The 22,223-nt window shown below is 72.4% G+C and carries 19 protein-coding genes; 5 read left to right on the forward strand and 14 right to left on the reverse strand.

Annotated elements, in window-relative coordinates:
• Positions 1 to 196: 196 nt before the first annotated feature.
• Complete coding sequence (gene corA / locus AXW62_RS04140; RefSeq protein ID WP_030839139.1) at positions 197 to 1,189, reverse strand: magnesium/cobalt transporter CorA; 993 nt, start codon at positions 1,187 to 1,189, stop codon at positions 197 to 199.
• Positions 1,190 to 1,308: 119 nt separating this feature from the next.
• Here corA and AXW62_RS04145 point away from each other — a divergent pair, with 119 nt between their 5' ends.
• From AXW62_RS04145 to mshC, 4 genes are all read left to right on the forward strand, one after another.
• The gene (locus tag AXW62_RS04145; protein WP_030839141.1) at positions 1,309 to 2,004 is read left to right on the forward strand and encodes a histidine phosphatase family protein; all 696 of its coding nucleotides are present in this window, start codon (positions 1,309 to 1,311) and stop codon (positions 2,002 to 2,004) included.
• A gap of 123 nt (positions 2,005 to 2,127) precedes the next feature.
• Complete coding sequence (locus tag AXW62_RS04150; protein ID WP_030839143.1) at positions 2,128 to 2,718, forward strand: DUF3090 domain-containing protein; 591 nt, start codon at positions 2,128 to 2,130, stop codon at positions 2,716 to 2,718.
• On the forward strand, positions 2,682 to 3,608 hold the full coding sequence (locus AXW62_RS04155; RefSeq protein ID WP_079115465.1) for an SCO1664 family protein: 927 nt from the start codon (positions 2,682 to 2,684) through the stop codon (positions 3,606 to 3,608). Before AXW62_RS04150 ends, AXW62_RS04155 begins: the two co-directional genes overlap by 37 nt.
• Before the next feature lie 297 nt (positions 3,609 to 3,905).
• On the forward strand, positions 3,906 to 5,135 hold the full coding sequence (mshC, locus tag AXW62_RS04160; RefSeq protein ID WP_060943291.1) for a cysteine--1-D-myo-inosityl 2-amino-2-deoxy-alpha-D-glucopyranoside ligase: 1,230 nt from the start codon (positions 3,906 to 3,908) through the stop codon (positions 5,133 to 5,135).
• A gap of 120 nt (positions 5,136 to 5,255) precedes the next feature.
• Here the strand turns inward: mshC and AXW62_RS04165 are convergent, their stop codons facing one another.
• Complete coding sequence (locus AXW62_RS04165; RefSeq protein ID WP_079115466.1) at positions 5,256 to 6,452, reverse strand: PAC2 family protein; 1,197 nt, start codon at positions 6,450 to 6,452, stop codon at positions 5,256 to 5,258.
• 1,069 nt (positions 6,453 to 7,521) lie between these two features.
• On the opposite strand from AXW62_RS04165, the gene AXW62_RS04170 reads away from it, so the two are divergent.
• On the forward strand, positions 7,522 to 8,298 hold the full coding sequence (locus tag AXW62_RS04170) for an SDR family NAD(P)-dependent oxidoreductase (protein ID WP_060943309.1): 777 nt from the start codon (positions 7,522 to 7,524) through the stop codon (positions 8,296 to 8,298).
• Between the two features lie 108 nt (positions 8,299 to 8,406).
• Here AXW62_RS04170 and AXW62_RS04175 read toward each other — a convergent pair whose 3' ends face one another.
• The 12 genes from AXW62_RS04175 to AXW62_RS04225 all read right to left on the reverse strand — a co-directional run bounded on the left by AXW62_RS04175 (position 8,407) and on the right by AXW62_RS04225 (position 22,001).
• The gene (locus AXW62_RS04175) at positions 8,407 to 9,078 is read right to left on the reverse strand and encodes a FadR/GntR family transcriptional regulator (RefSeq protein WP_060943292.1); all 672 of its coding nucleotides are present in this window, start codon (positions 9,076 to 9,078) and stop codon (positions 8,407 to 8,409) included.
• A 145-nt stretch (positions 9,079 to 9,223) separates the two neighbouring features.
• Positions 9,224 to 9,694: a hypothetical protein gene (locus AXW62_RS04180; RefSeq protein WP_060943293.1), complete on the reverse strand. Its 471-nt coding sequence runs from the start codon at positions 9,692 to 9,694 to the stop codon at positions 9,224 to 9,226.
• 205 nt (positions 9,695 to 9,899) lie between these two features.
• Positions 9,900 to 10,958, reverse strand: coding sequence for an LLM class flavin-dependent oxidoreductase (locus AXW62_RS04185; protein ID WP_030839169.1), 1,059 nt, complete (start codon positions 10,956 to 10,958; stop codon positions 9,900 to 9,902).
• A gap of 227 nt (positions 10,959 to 11,185) precedes the next feature.
• Complete coding sequence (locus tag AXW62_RS04190; protein WP_060943294.1) at positions 11,186 to 12,412, reverse strand: LLM class flavin-dependent oxidoreductase; 1,227 nt, start codon at positions 12,410 to 12,412, stop codon at positions 11,186 to 11,188.
• A 31-nt stretch (positions 12,413 to 12,443) separates the two neighbouring features.
• A complete protein-coding gene (locus AXW62_RS04195) occupies positions 12,444 to 14,309 on the reverse strand; it encodes a dipeptide ABC transporter ATP-binding protein (protein ID WP_060943295.1) in 1,866 nt (621 codons plus the stop codon).
• The gene (locus tag AXW62_RS04200) at positions 14,306 to 15,139 is read right to left on the reverse strand and encodes an ABC transporter permease (protein ID WP_060943296.1); all 834 of its coding nucleotides are present in this window, start codon (positions 15,137 to 15,139) and stop codon (positions 14,306 to 14,308) included. Before AXW62_RS04200 ends, AXW62_RS04195 begins: the two co-directional genes overlap by 4 nt.
• Complete coding sequence (locus AXW62_RS04205; protein WP_060943297.1) at positions 15,136 to 16,089, reverse strand: ABC transporter permease; 954 nt, start codon at positions 16,087 to 16,089, stop codon at positions 15,136 to 15,138. The genes AXW62_RS04200 and AXW62_RS04205 overlap by 4 nt, the downstream gene beginning before the upstream one ends.
• Before the next feature lie 43 nt (positions 16,090 to 16,132).
• Positions 16,133 to 17,737: an ABC transporter substrate-binding protein gene (locus tag AXW62_RS04210; RefSeq protein ID WP_060943298.1), complete on the reverse strand. Its 1,605-nt coding sequence runs from the start codon at positions 17,735 to 17,737 to the stop codon at positions 16,133 to 16,135.
• Between the two features lie 61 nt (positions 17,738 to 17,798).
• A complete protein-coding gene (locus AXW62_RS47020; protein ID WP_338063536.1) occupies positions 17,799 to 17,888 on the reverse strand; it encodes a putative leader peptide in 90 nt (29 codons plus the stop codon).
• 121 nt (positions 17,889 to 18,009) lie between these two features.
• Positions 18,010 to 19,620 (reverse strand): glycerol-3-phosphate dehydrogenase/oxidase, encoded by a 1,611-nt coding sequence (locus AXW62_RS04215; RefSeq protein ID WP_030839184.1) that lies wholly within the window; start codon positions 19,618 to 19,620, stop codon positions 18,010 to 18,012.
• A 4-nt stretch (positions 19,621 to 19,624) separates the two neighbouring features.
• A complete protein-coding gene (gene glpK / locus AXW62_RS04220; RefSeq protein WP_060943299.1) occupies positions 19,625 to 21,172 on the reverse strand; it encodes a glycerol kinase GlpK in 1,548 nt (515 codons plus the stop codon).
• Positions 21,173 to 21,206: 34 nt separating this feature from the next.
• On the reverse strand, positions 21,207 to 22,001 hold the full coding sequence (locus tag AXW62_RS04225; protein ID WP_030839192.1) for an MIP/aquaporin family protein: 795 nt from the start codon (positions 21,999 to 22,001) through the stop codon (positions 21,207 to 21,209).
• Positions 22,002 to 22,223: the final 222 nt, after the last annotated feature.

A 22,223-nucleotide genomic window follows, 5' to 3' on the forward strand; every position in this document is an offset into this window, starting at 1 on the left:
GCCGTCAGGCCCGAAGCTGCCGGGCCGATGCCGCTGGGCCCGAAGCCGTCGGGCGCCCCGAGCCGCCGGGCACTGCCGTGGGTCGTCGGCCGCCGCCGGGCATTGCCGTGGGCCGTGGCCGCCACCGGGCCGTGCCGTGGGCCGTTCGCCGCCGCCGGGCCGTGTCGCGGGGCGTCGGCCGGGAGTGACGGGTCGGTCAGAGCCAGCCGCGGCGTTTGAACCAGCGGTACAGCACGACGATCACCCCGGCCATGAGCACCAGCGCGCCCGGATACCCCCAGGGCTGCTTCAGCTCGGGCATATGCGTGAAGTTCATGCCGTAGATCCCGGCGATCATCGTCGGCACCGCCGCCATCGCCGCCCACGCCGAGATCTTCCGCATGTCGTCGTTCTGCCGCACGCCCATCTGCGCGAGGTGGGCGGAGAGGATGTCCGACAGCAGCCGGTCCAGCCCCTCCACATGCTCGTTCACCCGGGTCAGATGGTCGCTGACATCCCGGAAGAACGGCCGTGAGCCCTCGTGCACGAACGGCACCCCGGCGCCCGCGAGCCGCTCCATCGGCTCCGCCAGCGGTCCGGCCGCCCGGCGGAACTCCATCACCTCGCGCTTGAAGGCGTAGATCCGCCCGGCGGTGTTCTGCCCCGCGGCCCCGTCCGGGGCGAAGACCTCCGTCTCCAGCTCCTCCAGGTCCGCGTGCAGACTGTCGGCGACGTCCAGATAGTGGTCCACGACGGCGTCGGAGACCGCGTACATCACGGCTGTCGGCCCGTGCTGGAGCACCTCGGGGGCCTTCTCCAGCCGGTCGCGCACCGAGCCGAGCGGATTGGTCTCGCCGTGCCGCACGGTCACCACGAAGGAGTCACCGACGAAGACCATCAGCTCACCCGCGGTGACGGCGCCGGCGTTGTCGTCGTACTGGACCGGCTTCAGCACCAGGAACAGCGAATCGTCGTACACCTCCAGCTTCGGCCTCTGGTGGGCGCGCAAGGCGTCCTCGACGGCCAGCGGATGCAGTCCGAACTCGCTGGTGACCAGCTCGAACTCCTTCTCGGTCGGTTCATGGAGACCGATCCACAAGAAGGCGTCCCCACTCGCCCGCGCCTGGTCGAGGGCGTCGGAGAAGTCGGCGGGTCCCTCGGTGCGGCACCCGTCCCGGTAGATGGCACAATCCACGATCACGCGGGGCATTCTGCCTCGCGTGATGCGGATCCGCACAGGGGGGCCGGGTATCCGCACAGGGGGACCGGGTCCGGGACCGGTCCGCATCCCGGCTGAGCGGCGGCCGGAGGGGTCGTAGGGTGGCAGGCATGCCCATGCTGATCCTGGTCCGGCACGGCCGGTCCACCGCCAATACCGCGGGCGTCCTCGCGGGCTGGACACCCGGTGTCGCCCTCGACGAGCGCGGCGCGACCCAGGCCGCCGCGCTGCCCGGCCGGCTGGCCGGGCTGCCCCTCGCCGCGGCCGTCACCAGCCCGCTGCAGCGCTGCCGGGAGACGCTGGCCCCGCTGCTCGCCGCCCGCCCCGAACTGCCGCTGCACGCCGAGGACCGGATCGGGGAGTGCCACTACGGCGACTGGTCGGGCCGCAAGCTCGCCGAACTGGCCGATGAACCCCTGATGAAGATCGTCCAGCAGCACCCCTCCGCCGCCGCCTTCCCCGGCGGCGAGTCCATGCGCGCCATGCACGCGCGGGCGGTCGAGGCGGTGCGTGACTGGAACGCCCGGATCGAGGAGGAACACGGCGCCGACGCGGTCTACCTGATGTGCTCCCACGGGGACATCATCAAGGCGCTGGTCGCGGACGCCCTCGGACTGCACCTCGATCTCTTCCAGCGGGTCTCGGTCGAGCCCTGCTCGATCACCGCGATCCGCTACACCCCGACCCGCCCCTTCCTCGTCCGGCTCGGGGACACCGGCGACTTCGCCGGGCTGGTGCCGCGCGAGGAGAACCCGGCGGACCGTGGCGGGGACGCGGCCGTGGGTGGCGACGCGGGAGCACCGTGATCTCCACGAGCAGTAGGGTGGTGCCGCGGTGCGAGGGCGCCGTGACAGCCGTGACCGGGCGGTCGTGACACCCAGCGGTCAGCAGTCAGTCAGCCGAGCAGTCGAACCAAATGGAGCAGGACGTTGTCCCGTCAGGTGTTCCTCTATGACCCGCCGGACCGTTTCGTCGCCGGTACGGTCGGGCTGCCTGGTCGCCGTACCTTTTTCCTGCAGGCGTCCGCCGGTGGCCGGACCACCAGCGTCGCGTTGGAGAAGACGCAGGTCGCCGCGTTGGCCGAGCGGATAGACGAGTTGCTGGACGAGGTGGTGCGGCGCACCGGCGGAAACGCCCCCGTGCCCGCCGTCGCACCGGCCGAACTCGCCGACACCGCACCGCTGGAAGTCCCCGTGGAGGAGGAGTTCCGGGTCGGCACCATGGCGCTCGCCTGGGACGGCGAGGAACAGCGCATGATCGTCGAGGCGCAGGCGCTGGTCGAGCTGGAGGCCGAGTCCGAGGAGGACCTGGCCGAGGCCGAGGAGCGGCTGCTCCAGGACGATGTGAACGGCCCGCCCATGCTGCGGGTGCGGCTCACCGGGACGCAGGCGCGCGCCTTCGCCAAACGCGCCCTGGAGGTCGTCAACGCCGGCCGGCCGCCCTGCCCGCTGTGCAGTCTGCCGCTCGACCCGGAGGGACACGTATGTCCGCGCCAGAACGGATACCGCCGCGGAGCCTGACGCCGCCCACCCGTCTCCCACCGCCCTCAAAGGAGGCTTCGCGCCTGGTGTCCCCGGCCGAACTGCTTGCTCTCGGTGAGCTGACGGTGCGCGGACGGGTCCGGGAGGCGTCCAACGCGGTGCTGTACTGCACGGTCGAGTACGAGGGCCACAGCGCCCCCTGCGTCTACAAGCCGGTGGCCGGGGAGCGGCCGCTGTGGGACTTCCCGGACGGCACGCTCGCCCAGCGCGAGGTGGCGGCGTACGAGGTCTCCGAGGCCACCGGCTGGGGCCTGGTCCCGCCCACCGTGCTGCGCGACGGGCCGTACGGGCAGGGGATGTGCCAGCTCTGGATAGAGGTCGAGGCGGCCGGAGGAGGGGCGGACGGCGACGGGGCGGACGGTGACGGGTCCGGGCAGGCCGGAGGACCGGACCTGCTCGCGCTCGTCGAGGGCGACGAGCCGGGCCCCGGCTGGAAGGCGGTGGGCTACGCCGAGGTGGGCGAGGGCCGCACCGCGCTGCTGGTCCACGCCGACGACGTACGGCTGCGCCGGCTGGCCGTGCTCGACGCGGTGATCAACAACGGCGACCGCAAGGGCGGCCATCTGCTGCCCGCGGCCGGCGGTCGGCTCTATGCGATTGATCACGGTGTCACCTTCAACGCCGACGACAAACTGCGCACCCTGCTGTGGGGCTGGGCCGGGGAGCCGCTGCCGAAGGACGTGCTGGAGGTGCTGGCCCGGCTCGCGGACCAGCTGGCGGACGGCGGCCCGCTCTGCGCCCGGCTGGCGGAGCTGATCACCGAGGCCGAGATCGAGGCGCTGCGGGCCCGGGTCGCCACGCTGTTGCGGACCGGGAAGCATCCCGAGCCCAGCGGTCAGTGGCCCGCCATCCCCTGGCCGCCGGTCTGACCCCGCCGCCTGGGAGTTGACCGGTCCGCCCGCCCGGACGGGCGAACCGGCCCGTCGGCGGCGTCCCGGTGGGCTTTCGCCGCGTCCCGGGACGAGCCCGCGGGCGGCGCTCCGGTGGGCTTTCGCCGCGTCCCGGGACGAGCCCGCCGGCGGCGTCCCGGTGGGCTTCCTACCGCGCCCCGGGACCGCGGCGGACGCGGCTCAAGCAGCTCACGGGCTTTCGCGCAAGAGCGCCTATCCGGCCAACACGACTGGTCCGGTTCGTATGCGGACGCTGCATCCGGTTACGCTCATTGCATGTATGCCTGGCCCGCTTCTGAGGTTCCCGCCCTGCCCGGCAGTGGCCGCGACCTGAGCATTCACGACACCGCGACCGGAAGACGGACAACCCTGACTCCCGGTCCCGTCGCACGCATCTACGTCTGCGGTATCACCCCGTACGACGCGACCCACATGGGTCATGCGGCGACCTACAACGCGTTCGACCTCGTTCAGCGCGTATGGCTCGACACCAAGCGCCAGGTTCACTACGTCCAGAACGTGACCGATGTCGACGATCCCCTGCTCGAGCGGGCGCAGGAGAAGGGCGACGACTGGACGGCCCTGGCCGAGCGCGAGACCGCCCTCTTCCGCGAGGACATGACGGCCCTGCGGATGCTGCCCCCGCGCCACTACATCGGCGCCGTCGAGGCGATACCGGGGATCGTGCCGCTCGTGGAGCGGCTGCGCGACCTGGGCGCCGCCTACGAGCTCGAAGGCGACATCTACTTCTCCGTGGAGTCCGACCCCGCCTTCGGCTCGGTCAGCCGGCTCGACGCCGAGGCCATGCGGCTGCTGTCCGCCGAGCGCGGCGGCGACCCGGAGCGCCCCGGCAAGAAGAACCCCCTCGACCCGATGCTGTGGATGGCCGCCCGTGAGGGCGAGCCGAGTTGGGACGGCGGATCGCTCGGCCGTGGCCGCCCCGGCTGGCACATCGAGTGCGTGGCCATCGCCCTGGACCACCTCGGCATGGGCTTCGACGTGCAGGGCGGCGGGTCCGATCTCGCCTTTCCGCACCACGAGATGGGCGCCTCGCACGCCCAGGTCCTCACCGGTGAGCGGCCGTTCGCCAAGACCTATGTGCACGCCGGGATGGTGGCCCTGGACGGCGAGAAGATGTCCAAGTCCAAGGGCAATCTGGTCTTCGTCTCGGCGCTGCGCCGCGACGGGGTGGACCCGGCGGCCATCCGGCTCGCGCTGCTGGCCCACCACTACCGCTCCGACTGGGAGTGGACGGACGGGGTGCTGCGGGAGGCCGAGGAGCGCCTCGGCCGCTGGCGCGCCGCCGTCTCGCGGCCGGACGGGCCGTCGGCCGACGCGCTGGTGGAGGAGATCCGCGAGGCGCTCGCGGACGACCTGGACTCACCGGCCGCCCTGGCCGCCGTCGACCGCTGGGCCGCCGCGCAGACCTCCACCGGCGGTACGGACGAGGGGGCACCCGGACTGGTGTCGCGCGCCGTGGACGCGCTGCTGGGAGTGGCCCTCTGACACGCCGTCGCGCCGTCGTGCCGCGGCCGTGAACGGATGAGCCCGCGCCGGGATGCTCCCGGCGCGGGCTCGTCGCTACTCCCGCGGGGCGTGGGCGCCGTGCGCCCGGCGGGGCCGTGGCTACCGGCCGGAGCCGGATCCCCCGTCCCCGTCGCTGTCCCCGTCGCCGTCCCGGTCCGTGCCGTCCGTGCTGTGGGCGTCGTCTGTGCCGTCCGCGTCGTGGTGCGGGGCGTCCCGGCCCTCGGTGCCCCGGGTGCCGTCCGGCTCCTCGGCGTCGTCCCCCTCGCCGCCCGTGCCCTCGGCGTCGTCCTTGGCCACCTCGTCCCTGGGGGAAGGCTTGCGCGGCCTTCCATGGCCGCTGGCGGGGTCGCGCAGATACGGGGTGCCGGAACCGGGGGCCGGACCCGCCGTGCCGCCCTCCCGGCCGTCCGCGAGACCGCCGCTCTCGGTCGCGTGGCCGCCGGGGCCGGGCTGGCCGTCGCGCCGCCGCAGATAGCGCTCGAACTCGCGGGCGATGGCCTCGCCCGACGCCTCCGGCAGCTCGGCGGTGTCCCGCGCCTCCTCCAGCGACTGCACGTACTCGGCGACCTCGCTGTCCTCGGCGGCCAGCTGATCCACGCCCAGCTGCCAGGCCCGTGAGTCCTCGGTCAGCTCACCGAGCGGGATGCGCACCCCGATGAGGTCCTCGAGCCGGTTGAGCAGCGCCAGGGTGGCCTTCGGGTTCGGCGGCTGCGAGACGTAGTGCGGCACGGCCGCCCACAGGCTCACCGCCGGGACGCCGGCGTGCGTGCACGCCTCCTGGAGGATCCCGACGATCCCGGTCGGGCCCTCGTAGCGGGTCTCCTCCAGGTCGAGGCTGCGGGCCAGGTCGGGATCGGAGGTGACACCGCTGACCGGCACCGGCCGGGTGTGCGGGGTGTCGCCGAGCAGTGCGCCGAGGATGACGACCATCTCCACGCCCAACTCATGGGCGTAGCCGAGGATCTCGTTGCAGAACGACCGCCAGCGCATGCTCGGCTCGATACCGCGCACCAGCACCAGGTCCCGGGACTTCTCCCCGGTGTCCGCCCGGACGACCGAGAGCCGGGTCGTCGGCCAGGTGATCTTGCGCACCCCGCCGTCCAGCGCCACGGTGGGCCGGTTCACCTGGAAGTCGTAGTAGTCCTCGGCGTCGAGCGAGGCGAAGACCTCGCCCTTCCACTCCCGGTCCAGGTGCCCGACCGCGGTGGAGGCGGCGTCTCCGGCGTCGTTCCAGCCCTCGAAGGCACAGATCATGACCGGGTCGATCAGCTCGGGAACCCCCTCAAGCTCGATCACCCAGCGCCTCCTTCCGACCGGGGCGGACGGATCGGTCCCGCCTCCGGCTGCAGTTCCCATTGCGTGCCACCCAAGCCTACGGCTTTCCGGGTCTCCGGCCGCAGTCCCCGTCCAGGGGTGCTCCGAGAATCATCCGATCTGTCCTGCAAAAGTTCCGGCACACATCTGGACGGAACGGTGATCACGGCGCTATACATCGGATCACCATGAAAGGTCCGATGTCCTCTCGAGCTCATCGTTTAGGGAGTTCCCGTTGCGTCAGCGGCCATCCGTCACCGGGCTCGAGGTCCACGACATCCGGTTTCCCACCTCGGAGCAGCTCGACGGCTCGGACGCGATGAACCCGGACCCCGACTACTCCGCCGCCTACGTCGTGCTGCGCACGGACGCCGGGGAGGGGGAGCCGGCCGAGGGGCACGGCTTCGTCTTCACCATCGGCCGCGGCAACGATGTCACCGCGGCCGCCATCCGCTCCCTGCGCCCCCATGTGGTGGGCCGCCCCGCGCCCCTGACGCCGGCCGGTCTCATCGCGATGTTCGACTTCGTCGCCGTCTCGGGCAGCTGGGAGGACCGGGTCATCGAGTATGTCGACCACCTCCATGGGCACTTCGCCGATCCGGCGGTCGTCGAGTCGGGCCGCTACCGCGCACCGACGGCGCCGGGCTTCTCCGCACGTATGTACCCCGAGTCGATCGCCGCCTACCGCTATCCGGACGGGCCCGCATGGCGGGCCCGCGTCGCGCGATCCGCGTCAGCGCGGTCCGCGTTGGCGTGTGCCGAATCGGCGGGTCCCGGGCAGGCGCGTCCCGAGTCGGCGCACCCCGGACGAGCGCGTCCCGAGTCGGGACGTCCCGCACCGGCACGCCCCGGGCAGGCGCACCCAGGGCGAGCGCGCCCCGAATCGGCGCGGTCCCGAACCGGTGCACCTCGAATCGGCGCGCCCCGGACCGGCGCACCCCGGACGAGCACAGCCCGAACCGGCACAGCCCGAATCGGCGGGCCCCGCACCGGCACAGCCCGCACCAGCGCGTTCCGCTGGGCAACAGGCCGTACGACAGGAGGAGAACCCGTGACCACCGGCGACTTCGAAGGGCTGGCCGCACTCGTCACCGGCGGCGCCTCCGGCATCGGCGCCGCCATCGCCGCCACGCTGCGCGACCGGGGCGCCCGGGTCGCCGTGCTCGACCGCGACCCGTCGGGCGCCCCGGACGGCACACTGCCGCTCCACGCCGATGTCACCTCCGACGAGGCGGTCAGGGCCGGGGTGGAGGCGGCCGTGGCCGAGTTCGGCGCCCTGCACACCGTCGTCGGCAACGCGGGCGTCGGCGCGATCGGCAGCGTCGAGGACAACTCCGACCAGGAGTGGCACCGGCTGCTGGACATCAATGTGCTGGGCCTGGTCCGCACCGCGCGGGCCGCGCTGCCCCATTTGCGGGCCGCCGCGGCCGACCGGCCCGGCGCCGTCTCGATCACCCACACCTGCTCGATCGCCGCCACCGCCGGACTGCCGCAGCGCGCCGCCTACAGCGCGAGCAAGGGCGCGGTGCTGTCACTGACCCTCGCCATGGCGGCGGACCACATCCGCGAGGGGGTCCGGGTCAACTGCGTCAACCCCGGCACCGTGGACACCCCGTGGGTCGGCCGGCTGCTCGACCAGGCCCCCGATCCGGCGGCCGAGCGCGCCGCCCTGGCGGCCCGTCAGCCCACCGGACGGCTGGTCTCCGCGGAGGAGGTGGCCGCCGCCGTCGCGTATCTCGCCAGCCCCGCCGCCGCGGCCGTCACCGGCACCGCGCTGGCCGTCGACGGGGGGATGCAGGGCCTGCGCCTGCATCCCGCCTCCACCTGAACCGCCGTCGCCCGGCCGCTCGGCGGTAACCGGGCCGCGTCTGCCGCCTTCCGTCGTCACCGGGCCGCGTCTGTCCGCTCCGGTCGTCACCGGGTCGCCCGCCGGGGCTCACGGCGTGGAGCGCAGCCACTGTTCGACGCTCGCGATGTGCACCGTCGCCCAGGACCGCGCCGCCTCCGCGTCGCGGTCGCGCAGGGCGGCGAGGATCGCCCGGTGCTCGTGGAGGGTACGGCTGACCGCGTCCTCCTCAGTCAGCCCGCGCCACACCCGGGCCCGGGTGGTGGGCCCGGAGAGCCCGTCGAGCAGCGAGCGGAGCACCGAATTGCCCGAGGACTGGACGATGCCGCGGTGGAATTCCAGATCGCAGGCGACCAGCTCCTCCACGGACGGCTCCGGCCCGAGCGCGTCCAGCTGCGCCTGGAGCCGGTCCAGCTCCGCGTCGCTGATCCGGGGGCAGGCCAGTGCCGTGGCCGCGGGCTCCAGGATCCGCCGCACCGCCAAGAACTCCAGCACCGTGTCATCGCGGTGGAAGTCCACGACGAAACTCAGCGCCTCCAGCAGCAGCTGGGGATCGAGGCTGGTCACGTAGGTGCCGTCGCCCTGCCGTACGTCCAGGATCCGGATCAGCGAGAGCGCCCGCACGGCCTCGCGCAGCGAATTGCGGGACAGTCCGAGCTCGGCGGCCAGCTCGCTCTCCTTGGGGAGCCGGTCACCGGGGCGCAGCGCACCCGAGACGATCATGCCCTTGATCTTCTCGATCGCCTCGTCGGTGACCGCCATGGTGGACCTCCCCGGACCAGACATCCGACGTATCGGCCCCATTATGGCGCGCGAGAACCGGCGGCGTCCGCCCGGGACGCCGCCGGTCCGCCGTGACCTTCCACCGGGTGCCCGAAGCGGGCTCAGAGCCGGTGCGCCGGACGGCTCAGAAGGTGAACGGCCCCGGGGACTGGGCCGAGGTGGCGGTGCAGTTCACCGTGATCAGACCGAAGATCACCAGCTTCAGCGACTTGGCCTCCAGGACGTCGCCCGCCGCCACCGTGCCCTTGAGCGGGCCGGTGCTCACGGGAGCTCCGGCGGGGAGCGCCGGGCTGGACTTGCCGGTGAAGGTCGTGGTCCCGGAGCCGTTCTTCGACAGCGTCAGCGTCGAGCTCACCGAACCCGCCGCGACGTCGATCGGCGAGGTGATCGCCGAGGAGGACAGGGTGATGGTCGCGGACGTCCCGCTCTGCGTGGCCGTCAGCGTGGCCAGACCCGAGCCGAAGGTTCCGCAATCGGCGGTCAGGGTGGCGGTGGTGGGGGTGACCGCGGTCGCGGTCGGGGCCAGTGCGAGCGCGCCGGCGGCCAGTGCTGCTGCTCCCATTGCCGTGCTGATCCCGAGCTTGATCCGTCTCATGGGACTGCCTTCCGGAGTGGGGAAGTGCGGCTGATGTGTGGGGGGTTCCTGACTGCCCGTCGTCCACGGGCGATGTCATTGATGCGCGCACCGCCGAAGAAGGCAAGAGCGATTCAGCTGATTTTTAACGCGCGAGTAAGGTGGCGGTCCCGCCGGGCCACCCGCCAACTGCCCTGCCCGGCAGAACAGTTGGCAAGGAACGGGATCAGCTCCACAGCGTGCTGGGCGCCTCCTTGCGCACCACCGGGGCGATCTCCTCGGCGAACCTCTGCAGCGTCTCGATCTGCCGGGACCGGCTCAGCCCGATGCCGTCGACCGTGATCGACTGGAGGTCGTGCCGGTAGACCTCGTGATAGGAGAGGATCTTGTCGATGATCTGCTGCGGACTCCCGATGAGCTGCGGCCCGTCCTCGATCGCCTCCTCGATCGTGCGGAACGGGGTGTTGTAGCCGGGCTTGTCCGCCAGATGCGGCTTGAAGTTCTGCCGGACCCGCGCCTCGTAGTAGTCCTTGTACTGCCGCACCGCCTGCTGGGTGGTGTCGGCGATGAACAGCCCGCCGGACCCGGCCGCCACATGCGCGGTCGCCGGGTCGTGACCGTACGCCTCGAAGCGCTCGCGGTAGTGGCGGATCAGCTCGGCGTACGCCTCGCGCGGCTGGATGGCGTTCGCCGTGAACAGCGGATCGCCGTGCCGGGCGGCCAGCTCGGTCGAGTTGCGGCTGGTGGCCGAGCCGTGCCAGATCCTGGGGAGCCCGTCGTAGGTGCGCGGCACGGTCGTCACCTTCTTCAGCGGCGGCCGGAACTCCCCCTCCCAGGTGACTTCCTCCTCGCTCCACAGCCGCCGCAGCAGCTCGTACTTCTCGGCCTGCAGATCCCACTGCCGGTTCTCGTCGAGGCCGAAGAGGTCGAAGTGGCCGGCCTCCGCCCCCTTGCCCACCACCAGCTCGATCCGGCCCCGGGAGATCTGGTCCAGCGTCGCGTAGTCCTCGGCGACCCGCACCGGGTCCAGGATCGCCACCACGGTCACCCCGGTGAGCAGCCTGATCCGGGACGTACGGGCCGCGAGCGCGCCCAGCACCACCGTCGGGCTCGAGGACAGGAACGGCCCCGCGTGCCGCTCCCCGACGGCGTATGCGTCGAAGCCGAGCCGCTCGGCGGCCACCCCCGTCTCCAGGACGTCCTCGAACCGCTCGGCGGCGGAGGGCAGCTCACCGGTCAGCGGGTGCGGGGCATGGCTGATCAGGGACAGTACGGAGAACTTCATGGCGTCCTTCCAGTATTGGGCCGGTCTGCACGGATCGTGGCGGTGTCATCGGTCATCGGGGCGGCGTGCGACGGAGTCGGCTGCCCCGTGTCCGGTCGTGCGTGGGGGCGCGTGCGGCGGGACCGGCCGCCCCGCGCCCGGTCGTGCAGTGGGGCGCGTACGGCGGGACCGGCTGCCACGTGCCCGGTGTGGGGCGCGTGCGGCGGAATCAGCTGCCCCGCGCCCGGTCAAGAGCGCTTCGCCCAGGCGTCGGCCAGCAGCTCGTAGGAGCGCACCCGGTCCTCATGGCCGTGGGTGATCGTGGTGATCAGCAGCTCGTCCGCGCCCGTCGCCGCGCGCAGCGCCTCCAGGCGTTCCACCACCGTCTCCGGCGACCCCACGAACTGGGTGTCGACCCGGTCGGCCACCAGCGCCCGGTCCTCGTCCGACCACCGGTGCCGGGCCGCCTCCTCGGGCGTCGGGAAGGGGATCGCCCCCTCGGCGGTGCGGATGGAGCGCACCCACAGCCCGTACCCGGAGGCCAGCCGCCGCGCGGTCGCGTCATCGGGGGCGACGACCACATCGGCCGAGACCAGCACCCGGGGTCCGGCCAGGGCGGGGGAGGGGCGGAACGCCTTCCGGTACGCCTCCACGGCCTCCACCACCGTCCCGGGGCTGACGTGGTAGTTCGCGGCGAACGGCAGTCCGCGGGCCGCCGCCGTCAGCGCGCTCGTACCGCCGCTGCTGCCCAGGATCCACACCTCGACGGCGGCGCCCTCGCCGGGCACGACATGGGCCTCCACCCCGCCGGCCGAGCGGTACTTCCCGGCCAGCAGGGCCAGGATGTCGTCGATCTGGTCGGGGTACTCGGGTGTGGTGGCGCCCGGCTGCCGCAGCAGCGCCTGGTGCAGCCGGAAGCGCGGTGAGGCCAGCAGCCGCGCGAATCCGGTGTACTTCGGCGGGAGATAGAGCCCGCTGTCGGTGAAGGTGCCCTCGGTCCTCCCGAGCCCGTCCTCCTTCCCGGGCCCGTCCTCCTTCCCGAGCGCCTCCTCCTTCCCGGGCTCTTCGGATTCCCCGGCTCCCTCCGCCACCCCGGCCGCCCCCTCCGCCGGGGCGGCCGGGGTGCGCGGGGCGCCGCCGGAGCGGCCGAGCCCCAGGTCGATCCGGCCGGGGTGCACCGCGTCGAGCAGTCCGAACTGCTCGACCACCGACAGCGGGGTGTGATGGCCCAGCTGTACGGCGCCCGAGCCGACCCGGATGCGTGCGGTGGCCCCGGCGACCAGCGAGATGATCAGCGCGGGGGAGGTGCCCGCCACACCGGGGTTGAGATGGTGCTCGGCCAGCCAGTACCGGTGGTAGCCGAACTCCTCGGCGCGGCGCGCCAGATCCAGGGTGTTGCGCAGCGCCTCGGCGGCGGTGGAGCCGGAGCTGATGGGAACGAGGTCGAGCACGGACAGCGGAACGTCGGAGGACATCGGTGAACGCCTCTCGTAGCTGGGGAGGGAATCAGGCGGATCGCGCCGGAACCGCGTGGCGCCCGCCGGGGATCGCGGCGAGCAGCTCCTTGGTGTAGGGGTGGGAGGGCGAGGCGAAGACCTCGTCCGTCGTGCCCGTCTCCAGCAGCCTGCCGCCGCGCATCACCCCGACCCGGTCGGCGATCTGCCGGACGACGGCGAGGTCATGGGAGATGAACAGATAGCTCAGCCCCAGATCGCGCTGGAACTCCGCCAGCAGTTCCAGAATGCGCGCCTGCACCGACACATCCAGCGCCGACACCGGCTCGTCGCAGATGACCAGATCGGGGCCGAGGGCCAGCGCCCGGGCGATCGCGACCCGTTGCCGCTGACCGCCCGACAGCTCACCGGGCCTGCGCCGCAGCGTGGCCGCGGGCAGCGCCACCCGGTCCAGCAGCTCGGCCGCGCGCCGCAGCCGTGCCGCCCGGTCGCCGACCCGGAAGGCGCGCAGCGGCTCGGTGACGGCGTCGGCGACGGACCGGCGGGGATCGAGCGAGGAGTACGGATTCTGGTGGACAAGCTGCACCCGGCGCCGCAGCCGGCGCAGCGCCGCGCCGGACAGCGCGGTGATGTCCTGCCCGTCGAACCGGATCCGGCCCTCGGTGGGATCGGTCAGCCGCGCCACCATGCGGGCCGTGGTGGACTTCCCCGAACCGGACTCGCCGACCAGGGCGAAGCTCTCACCGCGCCGGATCGTGAAGTCCACCCCGTCGACGGCGCATGCCCGCGCCCGGCCGCGCGGGGTGAACTCCTTGACCAGCCCCTCGGCGACGACCAGCGGCCCCCCGGCGCCGTCCAGCCCCCCGGCGGCGTCCAGTCCCTCGGTGACGACCAGCCCCTCTGCGGCGTCCAGTCCCCCTGCGGCGTCCAGTCCCTCGCCGACGACCAGCCCCTCTGCGGAGTCCAGCCCCTCGCCGACGGGGGCGCCGCCCTCGGCGGCGGGCTCCCCGGCCGCCACCTCGCGCACCCGCACCCGAGCCTGAGCCCGAGGCAGAGCCTGAGCCCGAGGCAGAGCCCGAGCCCGCGCCTGCGCCCGCGCCCGTACCCGCACCGGCTCCGTCGCCATGCTCGGCGCGCTCGCCAGCAGCCGCCGGGTGTACGGATGCCGGGGCGCGGTGAGCACCTGGCGGACCGGGCCGGTCTCCACGATCTCGCCCTCCGACATGACCGCGATCCGCCGGGCCCGGTCGGCCGCGACCCCCAGATCGTGGGTGATCAGCAGCACGGCGGTACCGGCCTGGCGGGTGAGCGTCTGGAGGTGGTCCAGGATCCGCCGCTGCACGGTGACGTCCAGCGCGCTCGTCGGCTCGTCGGCGATCACCAGCTTGGGCCGCGCCGCCACCGCGATGGCGATGAGCACCCGCTGCCGCATGCCTCCGGACAGCTCGTGCGGATACTGCCGGGCCCGGACCCCCGGGTCCGGCAGCCCGGCCTGCCCCAGGATCCGTACGGCCTCGGCGGGGGCGGACGCCCGGTCCGCCAGGCCGTGGATCAGCAGCACCTCGGCGACCTGCCGCCCGATCCGCTGCACCGGGTTGAGCGAGACCATCGGGTCCTGTGGGATCAGCCCGATGTCACGGCCGCGCCGGGCCCGCAGCTCCCGCTCCCCGGCCGTGGCCAGATCGGTGCCCTCGAACAGGACGCGGCCGCCGTCCATCCGCCCGCCGGGCGGCAGCAGCCCGATGACCGCGTGCGCGGTGGTGGACTTCCCCGAGCCGGACTCGCCGACGAGGGCGACCACTTCGCCGGGGGCGATGTCGAGGTCCACCCCGCGCACGGCGGGCGGGGCGCCGTCCCCGGCGCGGTAGGAGACCCTCAGCCCCCGGATGGACAGCAGGGGCGCGGTGTCGGTCGTCATCGGGAGATCTCCTCGGTTTCGCCGTCCAGCGCCCGGGAGACCCGGCCGGCGGCCAGCACGGTGGCGGCGATGGTCAGACCGGGCAGGGTGGTGAGCCACCATGCCGTGGCGAGGTAGTCGCGGCCGCCCGAGACCAGGGAGCCCCACTCCGGTGCCGGGGGTTCGGCCCCGTAGCCGAGGAAGCTGAGCGCGGAGACGGCGAGCACCACGGTGCCGAACTCCACGGCCGCGTAGACCAGTACCGGCCCCGAGGCGTTCGGCAGCACATGCCGCAGCAGCACCGGCAGCGGGCCGGAGCCCGAGGCCCGGGCCGCCTCGACGAAGGTGGCCTCGCGCACCCGCAGCACCTCCGCGCGCATGATCCGGGCGAAGCTGGCGACGCTGGTCACGCCCACCGCGACGGCCACCTTGACGGTGCCGAAGCCGAGCGCGGTCACCAGGGCCAGGGAGAGCAGCAGGGCGGGAATGGCGAGCAGGACGTCGGCGATCCGCATCAGGACGTCGTCGAGCAGCCCGCCCACGTACCCGGCGAGCAGCCCCAGCGCCGAGCCGGCGACCAGGCCCACCGCCACGGCCAGCGAGGTGGCCTTGAGCGAGAGCGCGGAACCGTGCACCACCCGGGAGAACAGGTCGCGGCCCAACTGGTCGGTGCCGAACGGATGGTGGAGGCTGGGCGGCTGCAGCCGCTCGGCCGGCACCCCCGACAGCGGGTCCCGCCCGGTGAACAGCCCGGGGAAGAAGGCCGACAGGAGCACCAGCACCAGCACGGCCACCGCCAGCACCAGGCCGGGCCGGCGCAGCCAGAACCGTGCGGCGGCGCGGCGGCTCATCGGGCCACCGCCGGGGCGGCGGCGGTGATGCGCGGATCGAGCAGCGGCACGAGCAGGTCCACCGCCAGATTGGCGAGCACGAAGGCCAGGGCGCCGAAGACCACCAGCCCCTGCACCACCGGGATGTCCTGGGCGGTCACGGCGGTGGCGGTGACCCGGCCGATACCGGTCCGGGAGAACACCGTCTCCACGACCACCGACCCCGCCAGCAGATTGCCGACCACCACCCCGGCCACGGTCAGCGGTGGGATCGCGGCGTTGCGCAGCGCGTGCCCGAAGTGCACCCGCCGCCGGCTGGCCCCCTTCGCCAGCGCGGTCTGCGCGTACGGCTCGGCCAGCGCGGTCCGCAGGCTCTTGGCGAAGACCTGCGCGATCACCGCGGAGGTGGGCACGGCCAGGGTGATCGCGGGCAGGATCACGCTCCGGAACCCCTCGTTGCCGATGGCGGGCAGCAGCCCCCAGCGGAACGACACCAGCTGGACGAGGATCAGGCCCACCCAGAAGGTCGGCGCCGAGACCCCCAGCGCGGGCAGCGACAGCAGGGTCTGCCGCAGCCAGCGCCGCCGGGTGTAGGTGGCCGCCAGGGCGACGCCCGCCCCCAGCACCACGGCCAGCAGCAGCGCGGCCGAGGTGAGCTGGAGCGTCGCGGGCAGCTGGTCGGCGATCAGCCGGGTGACCGGGTCACCGCTCTGTACGGAGATCCCGAAGTCGCCCCGGAGGGCGTGCCACAGCCGGTCGCCGTAGCTCTCGATCAGCGGCTTGTCGAAGCCGTAGACCTGCTTCAGCTCGGCGATCTGCTCGGGGCTCACGTCGTTGGTGTCACCGCCCCCCGAAGCCATGATCGACACCGGGTCGCCGGGCAGCAGGTACAGCACGACGAAGGAGGTGGTGAAGGCCGCCCACAGCACGAAGACCGCCTGGAGCAGCCGCTGGACAAGGTAGCGCGGCATGGGGTGTTCCGCTCTCTTCGCTGGTTGTCGTCCGGGACGCTGCTCAGGACAGCCAGGTGTCGTGGAACTGGAGCCGGGAGGACGCCTCGAAGTCCAGGTCGTGGACCTTCCCCGAGACTCCGACCACGGTGGTGAGCTCGAAGACCGGCACCTGGTAGCCCTTCTCCAGCACCAGGGCCTGGGCGCGGGCGGCGTACCCGGCGCGCCGCGCGGCGTCGGCCGTGGCCGACTGCTCGTCGAGCACCGCGTCGAGCGCGGAGTCGTGCAGCCGGGAGAGGTTCAGGCCCTTGCTGGAGAAGGAGGTGCGCAGGATGTCGGGGTCGACCCGGGTGGTGTTGCCCCACGCGTAGTCGTAGTCGCCCTTCTGCCGGACCTGGACGTAGTCCCCGATGGAGGTGGACTTCAGGGTGATCTGGACGCCGATCTTCTTCAGCTGCTGCTGGATCAGCTCCAGCGCGGTCTGGTTGGGGCCGAAGTTGGTGGCCCAGACGACCTTGAGGGAGAGCTTTTGGCCGTCCTTGACCCGGATCCCGCCGGGGCCGGGCTTCCAGCCCGCCTCGTCCAGCAGCTTCCTGGCCCGGTCCGGGGCGTAAGCCAGCCGGTCGCCGAGGTTCTGGTACGCGGTGGTGGTGGACGCCAGCGCGCTGGTGGCCGGCTGGTAGCGGCGGCTGAGAACGGTGTCGACCACCTCCTTGCGGTTCACGCCCAGCTGGATGGCCTGGCGGACCCTGGCGTCCCGGGTGAGCGGGCGGGCGGTGTTGGCCGTCAGGGCGAACGGCACCCCGGGGTTGGCGCGGCTGAGCAGGGTGAACCCGGCGGCCTTCAGCCCGTCCTCGTCCTGCGGCGCGACCCCGCCGATGGCATCGGCCTGCCCGGACTGGAGGGAGCCGGTGCGCACCCCGGACTCGGGCACCACCTTGAAGGAGATCCGCTCCAGATAGGCCGGGCCCTTCTTGCGCCACAGCGACGAGCCCCAGCTGTAGCCCGCGCGGCGGCGTTCCTCGACCGACTTGTTCGGGGTGTAGTCGACGAGGGTGAAGGGGCCGGAGCCGACGATGTGGTCGGTGCAGCGCTTCGCCGCCGGGAGCCGGGTCGTGGACCGGGCGAGCAGGCCGAGCGTGAAGGTGGAGGTGGCCTGGAGGAACTGCGCGTTGGGCGCCTTGAACGTCACCCGCGCGGTGTTCTTGTCGACCACGGTCGTGCCCCGGTATCCGGCCAGATAGCTGGCGCCCAGCACCGACTTGGCCCCGAGCCGCACGATGCCGTCGAAGTTGTCCTTCACGGCGCGGGCGTCGACCGGGGTCCCGTCGCTGAAGGTGGCGCCGCCGCGCAGGTGGAAGGTGAAGGTGGTGGCGTCCTTGCTCACCTCCCAGCTCCTGGCGAGCCAGGGCACGATCTTCCCGGTCTTCGGGTCCTGGTCGGTGAGGGAGTCGACCAGCTGCCGGGCGGGGTAGATGGCGTCGTTGTTGCCCTGCTGCTGCGGGTCGACGCAGATCGGGTCGGAGGCGAGGGCGAAGGTCAGATGGCCGCCGGAGTGCGGGGTGGAACTCCCCGTGCCGGACGCGCCGGAGGAGGAGCACGCGGTGGCGGCGAGGGACAGGGCGGTGACAAGGCCGAAAACGGCATAACTGCGGCGCGAGCCGAGCATGGGTGAGGTCTCCAGGCAGGAAGAAAGGGGGAAGAGAAAGGGCCGGGGCGAGAAAAAGCCGTCAACGGCCCTGACAGATCGCGCTGGAGACGCGGTGCAGATCGATGTGGCGACGGGCGGTGAGCGAGATGGCGTGGTCCGGGTAGGACATCCCGCGCTCACCCCCTCCTGAAACTGGTTGCCGCCTCAAATTAGCAGTCCGGGCGGCCGGGTGAGAAGACGTTTCTTCTCACACCCGGCCGCCCGGACCCGGGAGAGCGGCCCCGCGGGGGTCAGGGGCGCTCGGCCAGCAGATCCTCGACCCGGCTCCGGATGTCCTCGGAGTCCAGGCCGCGGATGGTCAGGGTGGTGCGGCGGCGCAGGACGTCGTCCGCGGTGCGCGCCCACTCGTAGTCCCGGGCGTAGACCACCTGCGCCCAGATCTCCGGGGCGTCCGGGTGGATGCGCTCCGCGAGCGCCGGGTCACCGGCGGCCAGCCGGGCGATGTCGAAGGAGAGCGAGCCGTAGTGGGTGGCCAGGTGGCGGGCGGTGTCGGCGGCCATGCGCGGGCCGGGGGTGCCGCCGTCCACCAGCAGCCGGTGCTCGACGGCGTGCGGATTGGCAAGACCGGGCAGCGGCATGTGCTTGGGCAGCTGCTTGACCGGCTCCATGTCGTCGGCGAGCGGACGGCCCGGCAGCTGGGCGAGCTTGGTCATCACGGTGCGGCCGATGTGGCGGAAGGTGGTCCACTTGCCGCCGGCTATGGAGAGCATCCCGCCCCGGCCCTCGGTGACCACCGTCTCCCGCTTGGCCTTGGCGGTGTCGCCGGGGCCGCCGGGCAGCACCCGCAGCCCCGCGAACGAGTAGGTGATCAGATCGCGGGAGAGCTGCTGGTCGCGGACGGAGAAGGCGGCCTCGTCCAGGATCTGGGCGATGTCCTTCTCGGTCACCGCGACATCGGCCGGGTCGCCCTCGAACTCCTCGTCCGTGGTGCCCAGCAGCAGCATGTCCTCCCAGGGGAGGGCGAAGGTGATGCGGTACTTGTCGATCGGGGTCGCCAGCGCCGCCCGCCACGGGGAGGTGCGCTTGAGGACCAGGTGGGCGCCCTTGGACAGGCGGATCGACGGTGCCGCGTTCGGGTCCTCCATCCGGCGCAGATGGTCCACCCAGGGGCCGGTGGCGTTGAGCACCAGACGGGCGCTCACCCCGAACTCGGTGCCGTCGGTGCGGTCCTTGAGCTCGGCGCCGGTGACCCGGCCGTCGTTCTTCCGCAGGCCCACCACCTCGGCGTGGTTGAGGACGGTGGCGCCCGCTTCCACGGCCGCCCGGACCGTCATCAGGGCCATCCGGCTGTCGTTCATCTGGCCGTCGCCGTAGACCGCGACCGCCTTGAGGTTCTCGGTGCGCAGCTCCGGCACGTCGCGTGCGGCCCGGTCGGCGCCGATGACGTGCCCGACGCCGTCCCGGAAGGCCGAGAGCGCCGAATAGGCGAAGACGCCCGCGCCCAGCTTGGCCGCGCCGTGCGGACCGCCCTTGTAGACCGGCAGGTAGAAGGTGAGCGGGTTGGACAGGTGCGGGGCGACGGTGCGGGAGACCGCGCGCCGCTCGAAGTGGTTCTCGGCGACCAGCTTGACCGCGCCGGTCTGGAGATAGCGCAGGCCGCCGTGGAGCAGCTTGGAGGAGGCGGAGGAGGTGGCGCCGGCGAAGTCACCGGCGTCCACCATCGCCACCCGCAGCCCGGACTGGGCGGCGTGCCAGGCAGTGGTGATGCCCAGGATGCCGCCGCCGATCACCAGGAGGTCGTACGTTGCCTTGGAGAGCTGTTCCCGGGTTTCGGCTCGGCTCGGGTTCGAACCGGCAGCCGGGTGCGTTCCGAGGGCCGGAACGCATCGCAGGGTGGTCATGTGGTTACTCCTCGTCCTCGATCCAGCCCATGGTCCGCTGCACGGCCTTGAGCCAGTTCTTGTACTCGCGGTCGCGAACGTCCGCGTCCATTCGGGGGGTCCATTCGGCCGCCCGGCGCCAGTTGGCGCGCAGGGCGTCGGTGTCCGGCCAGAAGCCCACGGCCAGACCCGCGGCGTAGGCGGCGCCGAGGCAGGTGGTCTCGGCGACCATCGGGCGCACCACGGGGGCGTCCAGGGCGTCCGAGAGGGTCTGCATCAGCAGGTTGTTGGAGGTCATGCCGCCGTCGACCTTCAGGGCGGTGAGCTCGACCCCGGAGTCCTTGGTCATCGCGTCGACGATCTCGCGGGTCTGCCAGGCGGTGGCCTCGAGCACGGCACGGGCGATGTGCGCCTTGGTGACGTAGCGGGTCAGGCCCGCGATCACGCCTCGGGCGTCGGACCGCCAGTACGGGGCGAACAGGCCCGAGAAGGCCGGTACGAAGTAGGCGCCGCCGTTGTCCTCGACCGAGCTGGCGAGGGTCTCGATCTCGGCGGCGCTGTTGATCAGGCCCATCTGGTCGCGCATCCACTGCACCAGCGAACCGGTGACCGCGATCGAGCCCTCCAGGGCGTAGACCGGCTTCTCGTCGCCGATCCGGTAGCCGACCGTGGTCAGCAGGCCGTTGTAGGAGTTGACCGGCTTGTCGCCGGTGTTCATCAGCAGGAAGGTGCCGGTGCCGTAGGTCGACTTGGCCTCGCCCTCGGCGTAACAGGTCTGGCCGAAGAGGGCCGCCTGCTGGTCGCCGAGCGCGGAGGCGACCGGTACGCCCGCCAGGATGCCCTCGGCCGTGTGCCCGTACACCTCGGCGGAGGAGCGGATCCGCGGCAGCACCGCGGCCGGGATCTCCATCGAGGACAGGATCTTCTGGTCCCAGTCGAGGGTGTGCAGGTTCATCAGGAGGGTGCGGGAGGCGTTGGTGACATCGGTGACGTGCACACCGCCGTTGACACCGCCGGTCAGGTTCCAGATGACCCAGGAGTCCATGGTGCCGAAGAGGATGTCGCCCGCCTCGGCCCGCTCGCGCAGCCCCTCGACGTTGTCGAGCAGCCAGCGGATCTTGGGGCCGGCGAAGTAGGAGGCCAGCGGGAGGCCGGTCTCCCGGCGGAAGCGGTCCTGGCCGACGTTGCGGCCGAGCTCGCGGCAGAGGGCGTCGGTGCGGGTGTCCTGCCAGACGAGGGCGTTGTGCACCGGCTCACCGGTGTTCTTGTCCCACAGCAGGGTCGTCTCGCGCTGGTTGGTGATGCCGATCGCCTTGACGTCGGCGGCGGTGATCCCGGCCTTGGTGATGGCGCCGGTGACGACCTCCTGGACGTTCTCCCAGATCTCGGTGGCGTTGTGCTCCACCCAGCCGGGCTTGGGGAAGATCTGCTCGTGCTCCTTCTGGTCCACCGAGACGATGCGGCCGTCGCGGTCGAAGACGATGCAGCGGCTGGAGGTGGTGCCCTGGTCGATGGCCGCGATGAAGGGGCCCTGACCGTGGGAGGACGCGCTCGTGGTGTGGGTGTCGGTCATGGTCTGCTGCTCTCCTGCGAGTGGTGGGGGTGGACTAGGCGAAGGCGATCTCGTAGATCCCGCCGGCGATGGCGCCGCCGATGAGCGGGCCGACGACCGGGATCCAGGCATAGCCCCAGTCCGAGCCGCCCTTGTTGGGCAGCGGCAGGAGGGCGTGGACGATCCGGGGGCCGAGGTCACGTGCCGGGTTGATGGCGTAACCGGTCGGGCCGCCGAGTGAGAGGCCGATGCTGACCACCACGAAGGCGGTGATCAGGACGCCGATGACACCCAGGCCCTTGCCGTCGCCGTTGAGCCCCTGGGTGAGGATGGCGAGCACCAGCACGGTGGTGGCGATGATCTCGGTGGCCAGGTTCTGCGCGGCGTTGCGGATCTCCGGGCCGGTGGAGAAGACGCCCAGCACCGGGCCGGGGCCGGTGACCGTCCCCCGGTCCGCCGCCGCCGTGTCCTGGGCGCCCGGGCCGCCGACGATCTCGCGGTCGGTGAGATGGGCGTGGAAGTGGCCGAGGTAGGCGACCCAGACCAGCGCCGCGCCGATGACGGCGCCGAGCATCTGCCCGAGGAAGTAGACGGGCACGTCGCTCCACTTGGTGCCGCCCTCGATGGCGAGGCCGAGCGTCACCGCCGGGTTGAGCTGGGCCCCCGAGAGCGGGGCCGAGATGTAGGCGCCGGTGAGCACGGCGAAGCCCCACCCGAAGGCGATGGCGACCCACCCGGCGTCGAACGCCTTGGACCGCTTCAAGACGACGCCGGCGACGACACCACCGCCGAGCAGAATGAGTACGGCGGTACCGATGGTCTCGCCGATGAAGATGTCGGAGCTGGACACCCGCGACTCCTTTGTCCTTCGTCCAGGGGAAGGCGAACCCCCCGGGTCTTGCCGGACGGTCCGCGCCCTCGTGGGAGGGCGTTGGTCGGTCCGCGGCGACTCCACCATAGCGAATATTGTCGTTTGGTGTTCGGCAATGCCGACCGATGAACGGCAGTTTTCTTCACCCGGAAGACCCCGTCAAGGGTCGTGTGAAGGAAAAATCGCGCCTATGTGAAACCG

It is taken from the genome of Streptomyces hygroscopicus subsp. hygroscopicus (assembly GCF_001553455.1).
GTDB lineage: Bacteria > Actinomycetota > Actinomycetes > Streptomycetales > Streptomycetaceae > Streptomyces > Streptomyces hygroscopicus.